At 62.1% G+C, this 19,013-nt stretch carries 20 protein-coding genes; 10 read left to right on the forward strand and 10 right to left on the reverse strand.

Annotation, left to right across the window (positions count from 1 at the left end):
• Positions 1–2 precede the first annotated feature (2 nt).
• Positions 3–899, forward strand: coding sequence for an arginase family protein (locus EJ075_RS04520; RefSeq protein WP_126103538.1), 897 nt, complete (start codon positions 3–5; stop codon positions 897–899).
• 74 nt (positions 900–973) lie between these two features.
• On the opposite strand, the gene EJ075_RS04525 is transcribed toward EJ075_RS04520, so the two are convergent.
• Entirely contained in the window at positions 974–1,651 is a 678-nt protein-coding gene (locus EJ075_RS04525) for a TetR family transcriptional regulator C-terminal domain-containing protein (RefSeq protein WP_126103539.1), read from the reverse strand.
• Positions 1,614–1,808, reverse strand: a complete 195-nt coding sequence (locus tag EJ075_RS33060) for a hypothetical protein (RefSeq protein ID WP_127289406.1) — start codon at positions 1,806–1,808, stop codon at positions 1,614–1,616. Before EJ075_RS33060 ends, EJ075_RS04525 begins: the two co-directional genes overlap by 38 nt.
• A gap of 68 nt (positions 1,809–1,876) precedes the next feature.
• Between EJ075_RS33060 and EJ075_RS04530 the strand changes: the two genes are divergently transcribed.
• The 8 genes from EJ075_RS04530 to EJ075_RS04565 all read left to right on the forward strand — a co-directional run bounded on the left by EJ075_RS04530 (position 1,877) and on the right by EJ075_RS04565 (position 10,944).
• Positions 1,877–2,728 (forward strand): uracil-DNA glycosylase, encoded by an 852-nt coding sequence (locus EJ075_RS04530; protein ID WP_245458101.1) that lies wholly within the window; start codon positions 1,877–1,879, stop codon positions 2,726–2,728.
• Between the two features lie 2 nt (positions 2,729–2,730).
• Complete coding sequence (locus tag EJ075_RS04535) at positions 2,731–4,362, forward strand: choline dehydrogenase (RefSeq protein WP_126103540.1); 1,632 nt, start codon at positions 2,731–2,733, stop codon at positions 4,360–4,362.
• Positions 4,359–4,679, forward strand: a complete 321-nt coding sequence (locus EJ075_RS04540) for an NIPSNAP family protein (RefSeq protein ID WP_095483693.1) — start codon at positions 4,359–4,361, stop codon at positions 4,677–4,679. The genes EJ075_RS04535 and EJ075_RS04540 overlap by 4 nt, the downstream gene beginning before the upstream one ends.
• A gap of 105 nt (positions 4,680–4,784) precedes the next feature.
• On the forward strand, positions 4,785–5,855 hold the full coding sequence (locus EJ075_RS04545) for a BMP family ABC transporter substrate-binding protein (RefSeq protein WP_126103541.1): 1,071 nt from the start codon (positions 4,785–4,787) through the stop codon (positions 5,853–5,855).
• Between the two features lie 22 nt (positions 5,856–5,877).
• The gene (locus EJ075_RS04550) at positions 5,878–7,443 is read left to right on the forward strand and encodes an ATP-binding cassette domain-containing protein (protein ID WP_126103542.1); all 1,566 of its coding nucleotides are present in this window, start codon (positions 5,878–5,880) and stop codon (positions 7,441–7,443) included.
• Entirely contained in the window at positions 7,440–8,486 is a 1,047-nt protein-coding gene (locus EJ075_RS04555) for an ABC transporter permease (protein ID WP_095483690.1), read from the forward strand. The genes EJ075_RS04550 and EJ075_RS04555 overlap by 4 nt, the downstream gene beginning before the upstream one ends.
• Entirely contained in the window at positions 8,471–9,364 is an 894-nt protein-coding gene (locus EJ075_RS04560; protein WP_126103543.1) for an ABC transporter permease, read from the forward strand. The genes EJ075_RS04555 and EJ075_RS04560 overlap by 16 nt, the downstream gene beginning before the upstream one ends.
• A gap of 68 nt (positions 9,365–9,432) precedes the next feature.
• Positions 9,433–10,944 carry an amidohydrolase gene (locus EJ075_RS04565; RefSeq protein ID WP_126103544.1) on the forward strand — a complete coding sequence of 504 codons (1,512 nt, stop codon included), beginning with the start codon at positions 9,433–9,435 and terminating at the stop codon, positions 10,942–10,944.
• A 71-nt stretch (positions 10,945–11,015) separates the two neighbouring features.
• Here EJ075_RS04565 and EJ075_RS04570 read toward each other — a convergent pair whose 3' ends face one another.
• From EJ075_RS04570 to EJ075_RS04605, 8 genes are all read right to left on the reverse strand, one after another.
• Positions 11,016–12,362, reverse strand: a complete 1,347-nt coding sequence (locus EJ075_RS04570) for an FAD-binding oxidoreductase (RefSeq protein WP_126103545.1) — start codon at positions 12,360–12,362, stop codon at positions 11,016–11,018.
• A gap of 174 nt (positions 12,363–12,536) precedes the next feature.
• The gene (locus EJ075_RS04575) at positions 12,537–12,803 is read right to left on the reverse strand and encodes a hypothetical protein (protein ID WP_126103546.1); all 267 of its coding nucleotides are present in this window, start codon (positions 12,801–12,803) and stop codon (positions 12,537–12,539) included.
• A gap of 71 nt (positions 12,804–12,874) precedes the next feature.
• Positions 12,875–13,630, reverse strand: a complete 756-nt coding sequence (locus tag EJ075_RS04580) for a cyclase family protein (protein WP_158302519.1) — start codon at positions 13,628–13,630, stop codon at positions 12,875–12,877.
• Between the two features lie 173 nt (positions 13,631–13,803).
• Complete coding sequence (locus EJ075_RS04585; protein WP_095483684.1) at positions 13,804–14,238, reverse strand: type II 3-dehydroquinate dehydratase; 435 nt, start codon at positions 14,236–14,238, stop codon at positions 13,804–13,806.
• Between the two features lie 4 nt (positions 14,239–14,242).
• Positions 14,243–15,544, reverse strand: a complete 1,302-nt coding sequence (locus EJ075_RS04590; RefSeq protein WP_095483683.1) for a TRAP transporter large permease — start codon at positions 15,542–15,544, stop codon at positions 14,243–14,245.
• Complete coding sequence (locus EJ075_RS04595; RefSeq protein ID WP_348627361.1) at positions 15,541–16,047, reverse strand: TRAP transporter small permease subunit; 507 nt, start codon at positions 16,045–16,047, stop codon at positions 15,541–15,543. The genes EJ075_RS04590 and EJ075_RS04595 overlap by 4 nt, the downstream gene beginning before the upstream one ends.
• Before the next feature lie 91 nt (positions 16,048–16,138).
• Positions 16,139–17,125: a TRAP transporter substrate-binding protein DctP gene (gene dctP, locus EJ075_RS04600; protein WP_126103547.1), complete on the reverse strand. Its 987-nt coding sequence runs from the start codon at positions 17,123–17,125 to the stop codon at positions 16,139–16,141.
• A 48-nt stretch (positions 17,126–17,173) separates the two neighbouring features.
• Positions 17,174–18,082 carry a shikimate dehydrogenase gene (locus EJ075_RS04605; RefSeq protein ID WP_126103548.1) on the reverse strand — a complete coding sequence of 303 codons (909 nt, stop codon included), beginning with the start codon at positions 18,080–18,082 and terminating at the stop codon, positions 17,174–17,176.
• Positions 18,083–18,259: 177 nt separating this feature from the next.
• Between EJ075_RS04605 and EJ075_RS04610 the strand changes: the two genes are divergently transcribed.
• Positions 18,260–18,946, forward strand: coding sequence for a TetR/AcrR family transcriptional regulator (locus EJ075_RS04610; protein ID WP_126103549.1), 687 nt, complete (start codon positions 18,260–18,262; stop codon positions 18,944–18,946).
• Positions 18,947–19,013: the final 67 nt, after the last annotated feature.

Genomic DNA, 19,013 nt, shown 5'->3' on the forward strand with positions numbered 1-19,013 from the left:
TGATGCCGACCCGCCCCTATGCCATTCTTGAAGCGCCGTCCGCGCTGGGTCTGGCGACCGACGGCGTGGAGGACTTGCCCAGTCGGCTGCTGGAACTGGGCCTCGCCGACCGAATCCATGCGCGCCATGCCGGGCGGCTGGCCGTCCCGCCGAAAGACCCGAAGCCCGACCCTGCCACCCTGACGCTCAATGCCAACGCGATCGCGGCGTGGTCGCCCAAGCTCGCCAACGCGGTGGAGGAGGTGCTGGACGCAGGCGAATTCCCGGTGGTGCTGGGCGGCGACTGTACGATCGTGCTGGGCCCGATGCTCGCGCTGCGCCGGCGCGGCCGCTACGGCCTGTTCTTCATCGACGGCCACGCCGATTTCTTCCAGCCCGAGGCCGAGCCCAACGGCGAAGGCGCGTCCATGGACCTGGCCTTCGTCACCGGCTACGGGCCGGCGCTGCTGACCGACCTGGAGGGTCGCCGCCCGTTGGTGCGCTCCGAGGACGCTGTCGCCTTCGCTTTTCGCGACCACGAGGACCAGGCCGAATTCGGCAGCCAGCCTTTGCCGGCGGAGCTCATGGCCTACGATCTCCATGCCATCCGCCACCTGGGCGTCGAAGCCGCCGCCCGGGCGGCCGTTGGCCACCTGACGCGGCCTGAGCTCGACGGCTTCTTCATCCATTTAGACGCCGATTGTCTCGACGATGCGATCATGCCGGCGGTCGATTTCCGCGTACCGGGCGGGCTGTCGTGGGACGAGCTATCGGCGGCGCTCCGGATCATCCTGGCAAGCGGCAAGGCGGTCGGGCTCGAGGTCGCCATCTACAATCCGCGCCTCGACGTCGACGGCAGCGCCGGCCGTGGCCTTGTTGATGTCCTGGCCGTAGCTCTCGGCACTTCCGCGCCCGCTTAAGGGGGCTGGGCTGCCCCGATGAGCTGCCAACTCATCAGTCGCCGCAGAGGTCGGACTCCCTGCGGTATTGTCCATCACGATGGACGGGTAAGGAGCCCCCGCAAGACCGTCTCCGTGATCGTCTTCGCAGCCAAATTGTAGTCAGCCGCCTTTAGCTGGCTGACATGTAGCGCATCGCAGGCGAGAGCCTCGAACTCGGCATAGAACTGCGTCGCGGACCACAACAGAATAAACAGATGGCGCGCGTCGACTTTCTCTATCTTTCCGGCCATGGCCCAAATATCGATCACCCGGGCCTTCTCGGACGTGACGGTTCGCATATGATCGCGAGCCTCGGTCGAGAGATGTACAGCTCCCTGCAGTATCTCGTTTGCGAAAAGGCGCGTCTCTGCGGCATTCTCCCGGGCATGGTCCAGCTTCGCTCGAATGTAAGCCTCGATTGCCTCGCCGGGCTCACGATCGGCCGATATATGCCGAAACGCGTCGTCCCAACTATGGATGAGGCGATCGATGGCGGCGTTGTAGATCTCCTCTTTCGACGAGAAGTAATAGTAGACATTGCCCTTCGGCAGCCCTGAGGCCTTCGCGATCTCAACAATGCGGGCACCATCAAGGCCCTTCCGCGAGAAGATCTCGACAGCCGCTGTCAGGATCTTGAACACGTTCCTCGCTCTGATCGGCTCATCCGACGCGGCCTGCGACGGGTGCCCTTTTTCAGCGGAAGCACGGGGCGCGTTCAGTTCTTCTGCCATTGGTTAATCCATTATTTTCATTGATTTTTTGCGCCTGGATGATCACCCGGGTCAACAGTTCGTTTTTGCTCAGAGACCTTTCAACCGGATTGTATGAGGCCTCGAGAATCGAAGCACCACTAAAAAAGAAGTTGACAATCTGGTCAAGTTTTTTCATGAAAAGCTGACAAAACGGTCAGGTTCCTGAAGGAGCTGCCGCAGTCGACCACCTTGGAGAGGGTGCGAATGGCAATGTTGCTAAAGACCGCCATGGAGGAATTCCTTTCAGATTGGTCCGCCGATCTGAACGGACCCTGGCGTGCACTGATCAGGCATGCGGGGCCGGATATTGACGGGATCGCGGCCGAACTTGAGCTCGAGGTCTGGGAACCGATCTTTCCCGTCCGTCGCGGCAAGCACTTTCCGGGAATGCCTGCGGGCGCGCATTGCCTGAGAGCTTTCGACGGAATCGCCCCCGATGAGGTTCACTGTGTCGTTCTGGGCCAGGACCCCTACCCCGAACCCGGGTTTGCCACCGGACGGGCATTTGAAGCTGGAAACCTGGCGGGATGGCACGAGCTCGACAAGATGTTTTCAAAGAGCATCCGTGCCTACATGCAGATGATCCTGGCAGCGCGCACCGGTGACCTGTCCTATGCCCGCAGCTTCGACGATTGGCCGAAGACACTTGCAGCCATGGAGAGCGGTGCAGCCGACATCGAGCAGCCGTCCGATATCGCGGACCGCTGGGTCTCGAAAGGCGTTCTCCTACTGAATGCCTCGCTGACGCTCACTCGCTTCAAGGTGGATGTGGATCCGCATCAGTCCAAGGGCCATCTCCGGCTCTGGCGTCCGCTGATCGTGGAAACCTTGCGCGCCCTTGCCTCGCGGGAAAAGCCGCTGGTATTCCTCGGGTTCGGCGACGCCGCCGCGGAAGCACTGGCAGAAGCGGGAATCGACGAGAACGCGGGCGGGCATCTTCGCTGCGTTCTGCGCGATCATCCCGCCCGCGCCGAAGCCGTCCTTTCCAGACCCAATCCATTCATTCTTTGCAACCGCTACCTGGAGGAGATGGGCTCTCGTCCCATCGCGTGGTGACCATGGCGGCAACGAAGACATTCGATTTCATCATCATCGGCGCCGGTTCGGCAGGCTGCGTTCTGGCAAACCGCCTGTCCGCCGATCCCGCCAACAAGGTGCTTCTGCTCGAGGCCGGCGGCAGGGACCTCAACCCGCTGTTCCGGCTGCCCATGCTGATGGGCAAGCTTTTCCATTCGGGCATCTACAACTGGCACTATCACACAGAGCCCGAGCCGCATCTGAACGGACGGTCGCTCTACTGGCCTCGTGGCAAGGTGCTCGGCGGCACATCCACCATCAACGGCATGATCTATGTTCGCGGAAACCGGCACGACTACGATCGCTGGGCGCAGATGGGCGCCACAGGATGGTCCTACGATGAGGTGTTGCCAGCGTTCCTCCGCTCGGAGACCCATGTGCAGCGCAATGGCGCCTATCACAATGCCGAAGGCGAACTGACCGTCTGCCGGGCGCGCGGCTGGAACAGCCTGCTCGATGTCTTTCACGAGGCAGGCGGACAGGCGGGATATCCTCACAACGACGATTTCAACGGCGAAGAGCAGGAAGGCTTCGGCCGTTATGACTTCACCATCGCGAAGGGCAAACGCTGCTCGGCAGCCTATGCGTTCCTGCGGCCGGCAAAGAAACGCCCGAATCTGACGATCATCACCCGCGCCCATACGAGGCGCATCCTCATCGAGAACGGCCAGGCTGTCGGCGTCGAGTTCAGCCGAAAAGGCAACATTTCGAGAGCCTATGCAGACCGCCAGGTGATCCTGTCGGCCGGCGTCGTCAACTCGCCGCAGATCCTCATGCTTTCGGGGATCGGCGCTGCCGACGAACTCGCACAGCATGACATCCCTGTCGTCCAGGATCTTCCTGGTGTCGGCAAGAACCTTCAGGATCATGTCGATTGCGTCATGGCCTATGAATGCCGGGAGCCGGTCACGCTCTATTCGGACCTGCGCGCCGACAAGCTCACCTGGTCGGTGATCCAGGGCATGCTGTTCGGTGAAGGCATCGCCACGACCTTCCCGTACGAAGCCGGGGCCTTCGTCAAGTCGCGCACCGATCTGGCCGCGCCTGACATCCAGCTTCACTTCATGCCGGCGCTCGAAAAGACGGCGAACCTGCATTTTCCAAACCCGTTCAAGAAAGAGCGGGTGGAGGCCAACCATGGCTTCTCGTTGCGCGTCGGCCCGGTCAATCCCGAGAGCCGCGGCGAGATCAGGCTGCGCTCGGCCGATCCGATGGACCGGCCGCGCATCAACGCGAACTACCTGCAAACCGAGTTTGACATTCGCACGATGATCAACGCGATCCGCATGACGCGCGACATCATCAAGCAGAAGGCTTTCGAGAAATATCGCGGCAAGGAGCTCGCCCCGGGTCCGGCCGTCGAAAGCGATGCCGAAATGGTCAAGTGGCTGCGTACCAATGCCATGACGACCTTCCATCCGGTCGGCACCTGCAAGATGGGCAACGACCCGATGGCCGTGGTCGACGCCCGACTGAAAGTTCACGGCATCGAGGGCCTGCGCGTAGCGGACGCCTCGATCATGCCAATCATTTCCAGCGGCAACACGAACGCGCCGTCGATCATGATCGGGGAGCGAGCCGCCGAATTCATTCTCGACGAGGCATCCAGATGATCGTGGAACATCGCACGTACACCTTTCGGCCGGGAACAGTCGATGGCTGGCTGAAGAAATACGAGACCGAGGGTCTGCCGATCCAGAAGCGGCATCTCAACACCTTTCTCGGACTCTATGTCAGTGAGATCGGCCGCCTGCACACGACGGTCCTGATGTGGCGTTATGACAGCCTCGCCGACCGCGAGACGCGGCGGGCAGCCATGTATGCCGACCCGGAATGGCAGGCGTTCATCTCCGGTGTCTGGTCTCTCGGCGCCATTCAGAGCCAGGACGTGATGATCATGAATCCGGCGCCGTTTTCTCCCGGCGCCTGAGGAAGAGGATGCAAACCTTGCATCCCGATGACGACCGGGCGGCGAAAGAAGCCACCCCAATAAGAAGTTGCAGATATCGAACCTCTAGAGCAAGGAAAAGGGAACATGACCAACAAGACTTCAAATGAAATGAATGTGCTGCACCGGCCGGTCGGCCGCCGCAGCCTCCTCAAGGCCTCGGCAGGATTGGCTGCCTTCACAATGGCGGGCGGCCTGCTGACAGCTGCCGCGCACGCTTCGGGCGGCCTCGTGGCGCTGGTTCACACGCAGGCGGCAGGCGATGCCGGTCCGGTGGACTCGATGATTGCCAAGCTCAAGCAGCTCTCCGAGGAGCAAGGCTTCCAGTATCGCGCGGTATACGCTCAGGACCCGGCGACCTACGAGACCATTTTCCGTACGCTGGGCGATGCTGGTGCGGCAGTGATCGTCTCGACCTTCAACGAGGTCGCGGAACCCTTCAAGGCGCTCGCTCACTCCTATCCCAATACCAAGTGGATCCAGCTGTTTGCAGATCCCTTCGAGCCGGCGATCCCGAATGTCGTCACCGTTTCCTATGATTACTATCTGGGGTGCTATCTCTCCGGCATTTTCGCCGCGCGTGTGAGCAAAGCAGGAAAGCTCGGCTTCATCGGTGGTGTTTCCATTCCGCCGATCAATGCCGACTACAATGCGTTCAAGGCAGGCGCCCAGTCCGTGCGTCCAGACGTATCCGTCGCCATTGCATTCGCGGGCTCTTTCCAGGACCCGGCCAAGGGCCAGGAAATCGCCACGCAGATGTACTCGAGCGGTATCGACTTCATCCAGACCGACGCCGCGGCAACCGACTTCGGCATCATCGCCGCCGCAAACGAGGCGGAAGGCCGCCTGGTGAGCGTGCTCGACCCGGCCCAGTTCCCGCAGGGGCCAAAGTCCGTGATCTCGATCGTCGGCCTCGACTTCGGCACCTCGCTTTACAACGAGGTCACGAAGGCACTCGGCAGCGATTTTTCCGGTGGCACACATGAGCATACCGGCCTTGGAACAGGCGTCATCGACTTCATTCCGTCGCCCCTCTTCACGCAGCAGGGACCGGCTGACATCATCGCCAAAGGCAAGGAGGCAGGGGCAGAAATAGCGGCGGCGCGCGCAGCGATCCTCGATGGGTCGCTGAAGGTGCCGTTCAATACGAGCCTCTGACCTTCGACTGGATCATGCTGCGGTGACCGAGGACAGATCCCCCATATTTGAATGCCGCAATGTGACCGTGCGCTACGGTCACATTGTCGCGCTCTCCGATGTCGGAGCAGTCTTCGAACGGGGCATGATCCACGCCGTGGTCGGCCAAAACGGCGCGGGCAAGACGACTTTTGCCCGAGTCCTGGCCGGTCTCGTGCGCCCTGCATCGGGCGAGCTCAAAATCGACGGCCGCCCGCTTGCGGGTGGAAACGTGAGGGATGCCCGGCGTTCGGGCGTCGAACTCGTCCACCAGAGTTTTGCCCTTCCCCCCTCTTTCACGGTTGCCGAAGCCATGCAGTTCGGCGCGGAAGGTGGAGGGCTATTCACAAAGGCAGCCCTCGAAAAGCGGTGGCAGCATCATCTCGATGCGCTCCATGTGAAGGTGAAGGCCAAGCAGCGTATCCGCGACCTGCCGGTGGAAACCCAGCAGAGTGTTGAAATCGCCAGAGCCCTCGTCTCGGATGCGAAGCTCCTCATCCTGGATGAGCCGACCGCGGTCCTGTCTCCCGAAGGCGCTGAGAAGCTTTTCGATCGGGTCCGACGTCTCAAGGAGCGCGGCGTCACGGTCATCCTCATCCTGCACAAGATACGGGAGGTTCTGGCGATTGCGGATACGGTGACGGTTCTGCGCGGCGGAAAGCTCGTCGACGGACCGCTGTCCTGCGACGGGATTGATGCGGATCGGCTGGCCGAGCTTATCATCGGGCCAGCCGCCGCCCGCAACCTCAGCTCGGACGACAAGGCGGCTTTGACAGGCGCAGCAGTGATCACCCATGCCGAACAGCATGTTGCGGACACCGATGCTGCCGCCCCGGTCCTCAAGATGCGCGCCGTTTCCACGCGGCGCGATCCCGAAGGCCCGGCGCTCGACGAGATCAGCCTCGAGGTTCGCCCCGGGGAAATCGTCGGCGTGGCCGGCGTCGAGGGCAACGGGCAGAGAACGCTTGTGCGCGCGATCTCGGCACTGGCTGATGTCGTCAGCGGCGATATCTCCATCGACAGGATGGACGTGACCCGCGCACCACTCGCTGCACGACGAGCGGCCGGACTGCGCGTCATTCCCTTCGAACGGAATGTCGAAGGCCTTAGCCTGACCAGCTCTCTTTGGGAAAACTGGTCGGCGCGCGGTCTCCTTCAGAGACCGCTCCTGTCCGCCATCAGCCCCTCTGCTCTGCGCAAGCAATGCGATACCGCCCTCAAGCAATGGGATGTCCGCTATTCCGATGTCGGTCAGCGGGCCGGCTCGCTATCGGGCGGGAACGCCCAGAAGGTGATCCTGTCGCGTGAGATGGACGAAAACGCCCGCCTTATTCTTGCGGCGCAGCCCACGCGAGGTCTCGATATCGGCGCAACGTCGTTCGTATGGCAATCGATGCTCGATGCGCGAGCGCGCGGTTGCGGCCTGCTGTTCATCTCTTCGGATCTCGACGAGATCTTCGATATCTCGGACCGCGTCGTTGTCATGCTGTCCGGGCGCATCGTCGCCGAGTTCCGTCCACCCTATGACATCACAGCCGTCGGCGCAGCCATGACAGGAGTGCTCGGATGATCGATCGGTTCGTCTCCGTTTTCCGCGCGCTGATCTTCATCCTGATCGCCCTTGCGCTTTGCGGGGTTATCTTTCAGGCCGCCGGCTATTCGGCGCCCCTGATGTTCCAGTCGATCGCCGATGGCGCTTTCCTCAGACCCGGCGCCCTGCAACAGGCACTTCGTTGGGGGCTTCCCCTGTTCATCACGGCTGTCGGCGTGGCCGTCTCCTTCCGGGCGGGCTACTTCAACATCGGCGCCCAGGGCCAGTTCTACATGGGAGCCATCGCGGCCGCGTTCATGGCCGAATGGCTTGACGGCGCACCGGCGCCGATCCTCATGACCGCCTGCTTCTTCGCCGGCATGTCGGGTGGTGCGTTGTGGGCTTTCTGGCCCGGGCTCCTGCGGCTGAAATCCGGCGCGGACGAGGTGATCACCACGCTTATGGGCAATTTCATTGCCGGTCTGGTGCTGCTTTATGTGACGGCCGGACCGCTCAAGGACCCATCGGGCACCGGGCAGCAGGCGTCAAGCCGCCCGCTCGACAGCGCTTACCGGATCAGCGACTCGCTCGGATTGTCTCCGACGATCATCGCCATCGCCGTTCTGGTCGGCCTGGCAATGTGGTTTCTGGTCAACAGAACCGCCTTCGGCGTGCTCTCTGGCCTTGCCGGTCGCAATCCGACGATGGTCGAGTGGCAGGGCGCGAAGACATGGCGCATCGGGCTCGCAAGTTTCCTGCTCAGCGGCGCGCTCGCCGGTCTTGCCGGCACGATAGAGTTCATGGGCCCCAACGGACGACTGACCGGCGGTTTCCTGCCGGGCCACGGCTTCACCGCAATCCTCATCGCACTCGTCGCCAACTTCTCGGTCGTCGGCACGGCTATCGTGTCGCTGTTCTTCGGTGGGCTAGCGTCCGCCGCCCTCTACCTGCCGATCATGGCCGGCCTGCCGTCGTCGGCAATCGACATCATCAACGCAGCCATTGCTCTGTTCATCACCGCGAAATCCAGCGCCGTCGACCGGATAGCAAAACTCGGAGGACGGATATGGAAGACTTCGTAATCGCCATCCTGCGGTCGGGCACTCCGCTGATCTACGTGACCCTTGCCGGCGTCATCGCCCAGCGAGCCGGCATCTGGCATCTCGGCCTCGAAGGCCTGATGATTACCGGCGCTTGCGCAACGATCCTTGGCATCGTGCTTACGCAATCGATCTGGATCGCGCTTCTCGGTGCGATCACGGCGTGCGTCCTCGGCTCAATCCTGTTCTGGTTCGTGGTGGAGAAGCTCAAGGCCAACCAGATCATTGCCGGCCTCGGGCTTACAGGGCTCGGCCTCGGAGGAACCGCGCTTGCCGTGCAGTCGATTTTTGGAACGCAGGCCGCAGTCAGCGCACCCTTCGGCCTGCCGCGCATAGGACCCGCCTTCGGGGCGTTCGGGTCGCTTTCGATCCTCGTCGTCATGATGCCGGTGATCGTCTTCGCGATGTGGGTTGTCTTGCGGCGAACCCGTTTCGGCCTGCGTCTGGCGGCGTCGGGCGAGCATCCCTTTGCCGCGCGCGGTGTGGGTGTCAATCCAGCGGCAATGCGCCTCGTCGCGCTGATGACCGGCGGCGTGCTTTGCGCGCTCGCAGGCGCTGAGCTTGCTGCGGGGAGCCTTCAGATCTTTGCGCAGAACATGACAGCCGGCCGCGGCTTCATGGGATTTGCCGCCGTCATATTCGGCGCGGGTCATCCAATCGGCGCGACTCTGGCAGCCGTGTTCTTCGCCGTCGTTGGTGCGCTCGGCATCAGGGCGCAGCTCGCCTTCGGCGACCGCGTCCCGCACGATCTGCTGCTCGCCTTGCCTTACATAGCCACCGTTCTCGGCATCTGGCTCAGCACGCAGCTGCGCGGCGGCACCAAGGCCGCCAGCGGCTTCGGTGAGCTGCGCGACCAATAGACACCAGGCTGGCATCGCACCGGACCGGCAGCCGGGCGCGTACAGCGCGACACGAGCAGGACATGCCCATGCCCCAGACACTAATCAAGAACGCCACCCTTTTGACGATGTGCGCCCGGAACGGAAGCAAGCCGTTCCAAGGCGACATTCTTATCGAGGACGGCCGCATCTCTGCCGTCGGACAGAACCTCGTGGCTGCGCCGGATGCCACCCTCATCGACGGCCAAAACCGGCTGGTAATGCCGGGCCTCGTCAATGCCCATGCCCATTCGGGCGAAACCTTCTTTCGCGGCCGATATGAAGGCATGCCGCTAGAGCTCTGGCTTCTCTACGCCTACCCCCTGCTGATGGGCCCTGTCGTCGACGAGCGACTTCTCTACCTGCGCAGCCTTCTCCTCGCGATGGAATCGCTGCGCAGCGGCGTCACGACGATATGCGACGACTTCTTCGATCCGCCTGCGCACGACCTCTCACGGCTGTCAGCCGTCTTCAGGGCCTATGAGGACGCGGGCATCCGCGCCAATGTGTCGAGCGCGGCCATGAACGTGCATGCGCTGGACGCCCTGCCCTACGCCCGCGAGGTGATGCCGCTCCACCTGCAGCAGAAGCTCGATTTCGGGCCGCCGATGTCGACCGACGCCTATATGGACTACTGCCGTTCCGCCTTCGCGTCGCTGCATGGCAGGGCCGGCCGGCTCAATTTCATGATCGCACCGTCAGCGCCGCAACGCTGTACCCCGGACTTGCTGCAAGCCTGCCATGCACTCGCCGTCGACATGGGCGTGCCGCTACACACGCATATCCTGGAAACCAAGACACAGGCCGTGACCGGCCATGAAGTCTACGGCAAGAGCCTGATCGGCTATATGAGCGATCTCGGCGTGCTGTCGCGCAACACGACGATCGCCCATTCCGTCTGGGTGAGCGACAAGGACATCGCGACGATGGGCGAGGCAGGGTGCTCCGTTGCCCACAATGCCATTTCCAACCAGAAGCTCGGCGCCGGCATTGCTCCCATTCGCCGCCTGATGAATGCAGGCATAACCGTTGGTCTCGGGACCGATGGCATGTCGTCGAACGACACGGCGCGCATCTTCGACGTCATGCGGGTGGCCGGGCTGATCCACAGTGTTTCCGGCCCGGATTATGACCAGTGGATCCGTGCTGAGGAAATCCTGACCATGGCGACGATCGGCGGCGCACGCAGTGCCATGCTGGAGAATGTCACCGGTTCGCTCGAAGTCGGCAAGGCCGCTGATCTGCTGATCCTCGATCTCACCACCCTCAGCTTCACCCCGCTCAACGATATCGCCAAGCATCTCGTCTATGCCGAGAACGGTTCTTCCATCGAAACGGTGATGATAGCGGGGCAGATCGTCGTCCATGACGGCCGCCTGCAAACGATCGACGAAGCCGCCATACTGGCCGAGATCCGTGAGCTTGTCCCGGCGCACCTCGCCGCGCACGCCGAACTGGAGACACTGAACGCGGTGTTCCACTCCGCCATGGCAGAAATCCATCGGCGCGCCACGTCGAAGGACATCGGGATGAACCGCTATGCCGGAAATCATGGCGCATGAGCCTGCGTAGCGGGCACCATCATTCCGCCGGCGACATGCCTCAAGCACCGTCATTATGGTCGGTATGGGGGCTACAAGGCTGGCCCCAATCGGATCGGGCTGCCGTCGCTGAATCGCGAGATGCGGAACCGATTGAGGTTGTGGCCAACCTCATTACCCTGGATCAGGTCCGACACGACGCGGCCTATGCCGGGCCCGATGCCGAAACCGTGGCCGCTCATCCCGGTCGCAACGACGAGGCCTGGAATCTCGGCTACGCGGTCGACGATGGGCACCACGTCCGGCATCGCATCGATCATGCCCGCCCAGCTCGCCTTCAGCCGCACGTCCTTGACCTGAGGGAAAAGCTCCCTGAACCCGCGCTCGATCGAGCGGAGCCCGGAGGGTTCGGGAGCGGGGTTCAGGATGCGCATCCGCTCGAACGGACTTTCCTGGGTCGCGTCCCACTTGCGCGGCGTCGACCAGGCATCCGGATATCCCATTGGCGCCGCCGGCAGGTATCGCGTGCCCAGGGGATTTGCCCTCAAGGCGGGAACGTATTTGATCGCATGCCGGAATGCGTCCGGGCCGACATAGAGCTGGCTGGCACCGCCCGACGCGAGCGTATAGCCGCCATCCTGCCGCCGCCGGAAGGCGATGTGTTCGTCGGTGGCTGCCCCCGCATAGATCTCGGGCATCGGCTCGGTCGCGGCGACGGTCGACCTGACGCTGAGCTGCGGGATCGAGATGCCATGCGCGCGCAGGAAGAGCGACGTCCACGCGCCGCTGGCGACGAGAACATTCGAGGTAGCGATGTGGCCCCTTTCGGTCCAGACGCCGCTGATCCGACCGCCGGATCGGTCAAGCATCCGCGCCGCGCAATTCTCGATGATCGTGACGCCTTCCCGGGCGGCCAGGCGAGCGATCGCCGGCACGGCAACCCAAGGCTCGGCCCGCATGTCCGACGGGGTTATCATTCCGCCCTTGTAGCGCCGCGACATGGCGGGGATCAGATCCACGACCTCATTCGGGTCGAGGAGGCGTGTGTCGACACCGTGTGCGCCGGCGATCCGCACGAACGCAGCAAACGCGGCCATCTCCGTGTCGGTCCGCGCAAGGTATGTGATCCCGGTCTGCCTCAGACCGATATCCTCGCCGCACTCTTCGGCAAGTTGCTGCCAGAGTTGGCGCGCTTCGATCATGATCGGCAGTTCGTCAGCGTCGCGGCCTTGCTGCCGGATCCAACCCCAGTTGCGCGATGACTGCTCGGCCGCGATGCGGCCCTTCTCGACAAGCGTGACCGAGATGTTCCGTCGCGCCAGAAACAGTGCCGTCATCACGCCGATGATGCCTCCGCCAACGATCACGACGTCGGATGTCTTCGGCAACAGCGCCTGAAACTGCACCGGGATGGCTTCGCTGAACGGGAAGGTTGTCAATGGCAGCCTGTCTTTCTCTTGGTCACATCGACACCTTATCCGCACACTTCTGCCGGCGGCATCGGTCGGCAGGACATCGCAGACGATCGCATTCAGCTGTTATCCAGACAGGCCGCCAGCGTCTCCGAGAATATCCGGATACCCACCGGAATCAGTTCGTCGCGGAAGTCATATTCAGGAGGACGGACCCGTGGCCAGTCGGGGCCGGACCCGAGAAAGAGCATCGCGGCCTTTGCGCCGCTCAGCCCGAACTGCCCGATCCTCCGAACCGACCGACGGCACCTTCTGGTCGCGCCGCCCAATACCCGCACGCTCCAATCCGTTGGCGAGGATAGCCGTCGCCTCGGGCTCGTTGATGGAAGCGGCAAAGACGTCGTCATACTCGTGCGCGCAGAGGAGTCCGTGGTGATTGCGCTTGGTCTTCTTGGCGATCTGGGCCATCCAGCCCTCGATTTTTCAAACGGCTCTCAAGCCCGCAGATCGTCTTTTACCGCAGTCGCCACCGGGTGGATCTAGAGAAGCGCGATCACCCGAGTCGGCCCGCCGGTCGCGCCCCTCACCTTCGGAATCCCGAGGAAGAGACGCGCCCCGACTTCAGGAATCGCGTCTAGATTTGCAAGGCACTCGACGCCCCAGCGACCGCTTCCAAGCCATTCGTAGTGGACGGGAAACGCCCCGCCCGAATTAAGCCCCGTGTCGAGGGAGAGGGTGTCGACCCCAATGCCCTTAACATTTCGCTCGCCTATCAGGAATTGCGCAGTCTCGACGTGAAAGCCGGGGGTATGATTTCTCTTCTCGCCGTCATTGCCGGTGAACTTTGGATCGTCCAGAAGCTTGTGCCATCCGGAATTCATCACCACACAGCATCCCTCCGGAAGAGGCCCGTTCTTTGCCTCCCACGCTTTGATATCGTCGGGGGTGAGAGATGTGTCCGCATTCTCGGCCGCCCGCGAAGCAATATTGATGACTGCGACAGGCACGATCAGGTCGGAGATGGGAATCAGATCGGCCGTCAAGCCATCGGCAGAAAAATGGATGGGCGCGTCCATATGGGTGCCACTGTGTTCGACGATCGTCCAGCGGTTCAGGTTCACCTTGTCCTTTGCGAAGGTGACCAAATGCTCGACGGTGAACCATTTCTCGCCGCTAAAGGTCGGAAACCCTTCATAGAGCGCGTGCGAAAGGTCGACCGTCTCGCTGAAGCTCGTTGGAGCGGCCTGGGCTTGTGGCGTGCCAGGAAACGCGGCGGCGGCGGCGCCGAGGCCCAAAGTGAAGCCGGTTTTGAGAAGACCTCTACGTGTGGCTTTCTCACAGATTGAATGCAGGCATCCCGGAGGGCACATGTTTTTTCCTTCCCATTGGCGATCTTGACGAGACGATTGTCATACTATCCAGTTAGTATATTCCCGCTGCGGATTTCACGCCTTGCCTGTGGCCTTACCTAACCTTCCATCAGTTGCTTCAGCGAATTGACCGCGGTGGCGTATCCTCGCGGCCCCAAACCGGCGATGACCGCCGTCGCCACCGTCGAGACGAGCGATTTGTGATAGATCTCCTCGCGTCGGTGGATGTTGGAAATGTGGAGCTCAACGATCGGTCCAGGAAACATCTTGAGCGCGTCGAGGATGGCAATCGAGGTGAACGAGAAGCCCGCCGGGTTGATGATGATGCCGGCGCCGTCGTCGATCGCCTCGTGGATCCAGCCGACGATCTCACCCTCGAAATTCGACTGGTGAAAGCGGACTGGAAGCCCGTCTGCGGCCTTCCGGCACATCGTCTCGATCTCGGCAAGCGTCGTCGTCCCGTAGATTTCCGGCTCGCGGCTGCCCAAGCGATTGAGGTTTGGACCGTTGAGAACGAAGATTGGCTTGGTCATGGTCCTATCCTTGATAGCCCAGCAGGCGCGGCAGCCACAGCACCAGCGATGGGAAGAAGGTGATCAGCATCAGGGCGGCAATCATGGCGTAGAGAAACGGCATTACGTCGTGCACCAGGTCGCGCAGCGGCACCTCTGCGATGCGGGTCATGATGAACAGCAGCAACCCGTATGGCGGGGTGACGAGGCCGAGCATGATGTTGACGACGACCATCACGCCGAAATGCACCATGTCGACACCGAGCGCCTTCGCCGTCGGAATCAGCACCGGCACGATCACCAGCAGAATAGTCGTGCCCTCCAGCACGCAGCCCAGGATCAGCAGCAGGATGTTGACGAGGATCAGGAAACCCATCGGCGAAAGATCCCAGGACTGCAGGATCACCGACAGGGACTGCGGAATGTTCTCAACCGTGACAACGTAGTTGAACACCAGGGCGCCGGCGATGAGCATGCCGATCGAGGCCGTGGTGCGGGCGCTGTTGAGAAGCGCATGGTAGAGCTGAACCGGCGTCACGCTGCGATAGATCGCGACCGAGATGAGCAGCGCGTAGCCGGCGGCGACCGCCGCAGCCTCGGTCGGGGTCATCACGCCGCCCCTTATGCCGACCAGCAGAACGACCGGCAGCATCAGCGCCGGAAACGCTCGCAAGGTGATCCCCGGAAATTCCCTGAGCGGCACCGGCTTCTCGACCGGAAAGTTCTTCCGGCGCGCATCGATGGCGACGATGATCATCTGCGACAGGGCGAGAAGAAGGCCCGGCACGATACCCGCAATGAAGAGGTAGCCGATGGATGCATCCGAGATCAGCGCATAGATGACCAGCGGAATTGACGGAGGAATGATCGGGCCGATCACGGAGGTGACGGCTGTCAGCGCAGCGGCATAGCTCGCCGGGTACTTGCCATCCTTGGTCATGAGCTGCTGCATCATCTTGCCGGTGCCCGCGGCGTCGGCAATGGCCGAGCCGGACATGCCGGCGAAGATGATCGACTGCAGCACGTTGACCTGCGCCAGGCCGCCGCGGAAACGGCCGACGACAGCGTTGCAGAATTGCAGCAGCCGGTCGGTCATTGTTCCGGCGTTCATCAACTCCGCGGCGAGAATGAACATCGGCACGGCAAGCAGAATGTAGCTCGTGTAGAGCCCGTTGAGGAGCTGCTCGGCGGACGTGCCCATGTCGAGCCCTGCTAGCCAGAGATAGAGGATCGACCCGGCGATCATCGAGTGACCGATCGGCAGGCCAAGCAGGGCCAGCGCTGTGATCGCAACGACCGACAGCGAAAAGGGACTCGCGAGGCTCATACGCCGGAACTCGCTTTCGTCGGGTCAAATTCCGCCGGCGCTTCGCCCCGGAGAGCACGCCACGCGAGCCATAGGTAGCGGGCAATCACGGCGACCACGAAGACGAGGTAGATCGAGAACAGCCAGTCGAAGCGTATCTTGAGGTAGGCGGTGCTCTCGACCTTCATGAAGGTCACATAGTCGAAGACGGCCGGAAAGGACCAGCCATAGAGCGCGACGAGAGCGATCGCGAAGGCGAGCGTCATCGCTCGCCTTATGTTCGGACCGACTGCGGCATAGAGGAGATCAAAACGGATTTCCTCTTCCTCACGAACGACGAACGCTGCGCCGAACAGCACAACCCAAATCCAGAGCACGACGGTGAGCTCGTTGCTCCAGCCGGTCGGCCAGTTGAGAAGGTAACGAAAAGCAACCTGCAGAAGAAACGCGGCGAACATGGCGCCGATTGCGATGGCGATGGCGTTCTCGGCGCGCCGGTATAGCCAGCCGCCGACCTTTCTCAATCCCGGGTTCATCATGCCTCCCTGGCGTCGTCTGGCTAAACGAGTTTGGGCCAGCCGGTCACAAGCGGACCGGCTGGCGAGTTTTGGCGCGTCAAAGCGCGTTGATCTTGTCGATCATCCCGGCCGGCCATTCCTTGGCGAGGTCAGAGGCAAGATATTGCTCCTGCACGTGCTTGCGGAATGCAGCGACGTCGGGCTCGTAGATCTTCAGGCCTTTGCCCTTGAATGTTTCAACGAGTTCCTTCTCGCGCGTCAGGTGTTTCTCTGTCGAGAAGTCGATCGCCTTGTCCGCCGCGGCCTGGACCTTTGCCTGCTTCTCGGCCCCCATCTCGTCCCACACCTTCTTCGAGATGCTGAGGAGGTCGAAGCCGACAAGGTGCGAGGTCAGCACGATCTGCGACATGACCTCGTAGAACTTCATGTTCTCGACGTTGGGCAGAGGGTTGTCCTGCCCATCGATCGCTCCTGTCTGCAGGCCAGTATAGACCTCTGCGTAGGCCATCGGCGTAGGATTCGCGCCGAGCGCCTGGCCGAGGAATTGCCAGGCGTCGCCACCCGGCATGCGCAGCTTGACGCCGGCCAAGTCGGCGGGAGTCTTGATTTCCTTATCGGGCTTCAGGCCGACCTGACGCAGGCCGAAATAGGTGGGGCCGAGCACCCTCACGCCGAGTTGGTCCTCGGTCATCTTCTTCAGCTCCGCGCCGGCGTCGCTGGCAAAGAAGGCCTTGAGATGCGCGGCGTCGCGGAACAGGTAGCCGGCGGTGACGATAGACCAGGCCGGAATCTGCTTGGAGATGTCCTGCGGGGCGATGTTGCCCATTTCGAGGTTGCCGCGCTGGATGGCGACAAGCTCGGTGCCCTGCTTGAACAGGTTGCCGCCGTAGTAGCCCTCGAAAGCAAAGTCGTCCTTGATGGCGTCAGCGAACATTTTCATCATCTCAGCCCGGATGTCCTGTTCCGAGAACACGGCCGAGAAACGCAGCTTTGGTTTGTCCTGCGCGAAGGCGGGGACAGCGGTTCCGGCGGCAAATGCGCCGGCAGCGATCATAAACATGCGTCGGTTCATTTCAGCTTTCATGTCGATTTCCTCCCAGTGGTCTTCATGCGGCTATAGGCGTCATTGAGTTCATGCGGCGGCCTCGAAGTGATCTGCCATGGCGCGGCGGTCGGCCTTGCGCCCGGTGAAGAGCTCGAACGCGCGGACGGCCTGATAGATCGCCATGCCGATGCCCGGCAGCGTTCTGCAGCCGATCTTACGGGCCGCGATCAACAACTCCGTTTCCATCGGAAAATAGACTATGTCGGCGACCCATTTTTCGGCCGTCAGAAGAGCCGTGTCGAACGGTGTTCCGGGGTATTTCGCCATGCCCACCGGGGTCGTGTTGACGATGCCGTTTGCCATGCGCACCGCTGCGGCCGGGTCCGGCCACGCCTCGACGCGGCCGCCGAACAAGGCGCCCATGCGCGACGCAAGATCCGAGGCGCGATCGGGTTGGCTGTCGACGACGAACAGCCGGCCAACGCCCATCTCCATCAGCGCGTTTGCGACTGCGGCGCCCGCTCCGCCGGCGCCGAACATGGCGACACTGCCCATCGATGCGCCTGTCATCGCTTCGCGAAAACTCTCCGCGAAACCCCAGCCGTCGGTGTTGTGGCCTTCCTTGCGTCCGCCAGCGAACACGATCGTATTCACCGCGCCTATCGCGCGCGCTTCTGGCGACAGCGCATCGAGGACGGGAATAACAGCCTGTTTAAACGGATGAGTGACGTTGAGGCCCTGAAAGCCCGCAATTTGCGCCGCCGCGATCAAGTCGCCGATCGCCGCGTCCGGAAATCCGAGCCTGTCGAAATCGAGCAAAAGGTACGAATAGCCGATGCCAAGGCGCCGGGCTTCACGCTCATGCATGCCGGGAGTGCGCGAGGACTGAATGCCGCGTCCGACAAGGCCAATCACGACCTTTTCGCTGTCGCCGCTAGCAGCGCTCTTGTGCTCGTCCGCAAGACGGCAAAGGAGGTCGACAAGGCTGTCGCCCATCTCCCGAGATTCCTCCCTGTGCGGGCCGCCTCCTGGCCCAAATGCGGCAATGCTTGGATCGCCCTTGTGTTCACGTCAAACGCGCCGGTAAATAAGTCCGTCGCGATTTGCGAATGATGTACTAACTGGTTAGTTTAGTCAATTGCCGGCTGGCGCCGGGGCGGGAACTCAAACTGCATGGCCGTTATCAAGAAGGAACGAAAGACGAAGCCGGACGCGAGCACGACGCGTATCCAGGACCCTGAGGGCACGCGCCGCAACATCCTGGAGATCGCCTCCAAGGAGTTTGCCCTGAACGGCTTGTCGGGCGCGCGCATAGACGAGATTGCGGCGCGCACACGCTTCAGCAAGCGCATGATCTACTACTACTTTGGTGACAAAGAGGGCCTCTACCTGCGCGCGCTCGAGAACGCGTATCGCCAGGTGCGCGAGGGCGAGGCCCAACTCGATATCGAAGGTTTGCCCCCCGTGGCGGCACTGACGCGCCTAGTGGAGTTCACGTTCGACCACCATCACCGACACGAGGAATTTATCCGCATGGTGATGATCGAGAACATCCATCACGGCCAATACCTCGAACAATCGGATGCGATCCGCGAACTGAACGTGACTGCGATCGACCATATTTCTCGCATCTATTCACGCGGTGTCGAAGAGGGGGTCTTCCGGCCGGGGCTCGACGCGGTCGAACTCCATTGGCAGGTAAGCGCGCTGTGCTTCTTCAACGTTTCCAACCGCGCCACCTTTTCGATGATCTTCGGACGCGACTTTGGCGCTCCGGCACAACTCGAGCGGCTCAAGCGCAACAGCGTGGAGATGCTGTTGCGCTTTGTCGCGAAGGACGAAGCTCCCGCAGAACGCTGAGCGCGCCAAAACTTGCGGTGCTGCCAGCGTTGCCTTAATTATGTACGAACTGGTTCGTTCATAACAA

Origin of the sequence: Mesorhizobium sp. M6A.T.Cr.TU.016.01.1.1, assembly GCF_003952585.1 — a bacterium.
Taxonomy (GTDB): domain Bacteria; phylum Pseudomonadota; class Alphaproteobacteria; order Rhizobiales; family Rhizobiaceae; genus Mesorhizobium; species Mesorhizobium mediterraneum.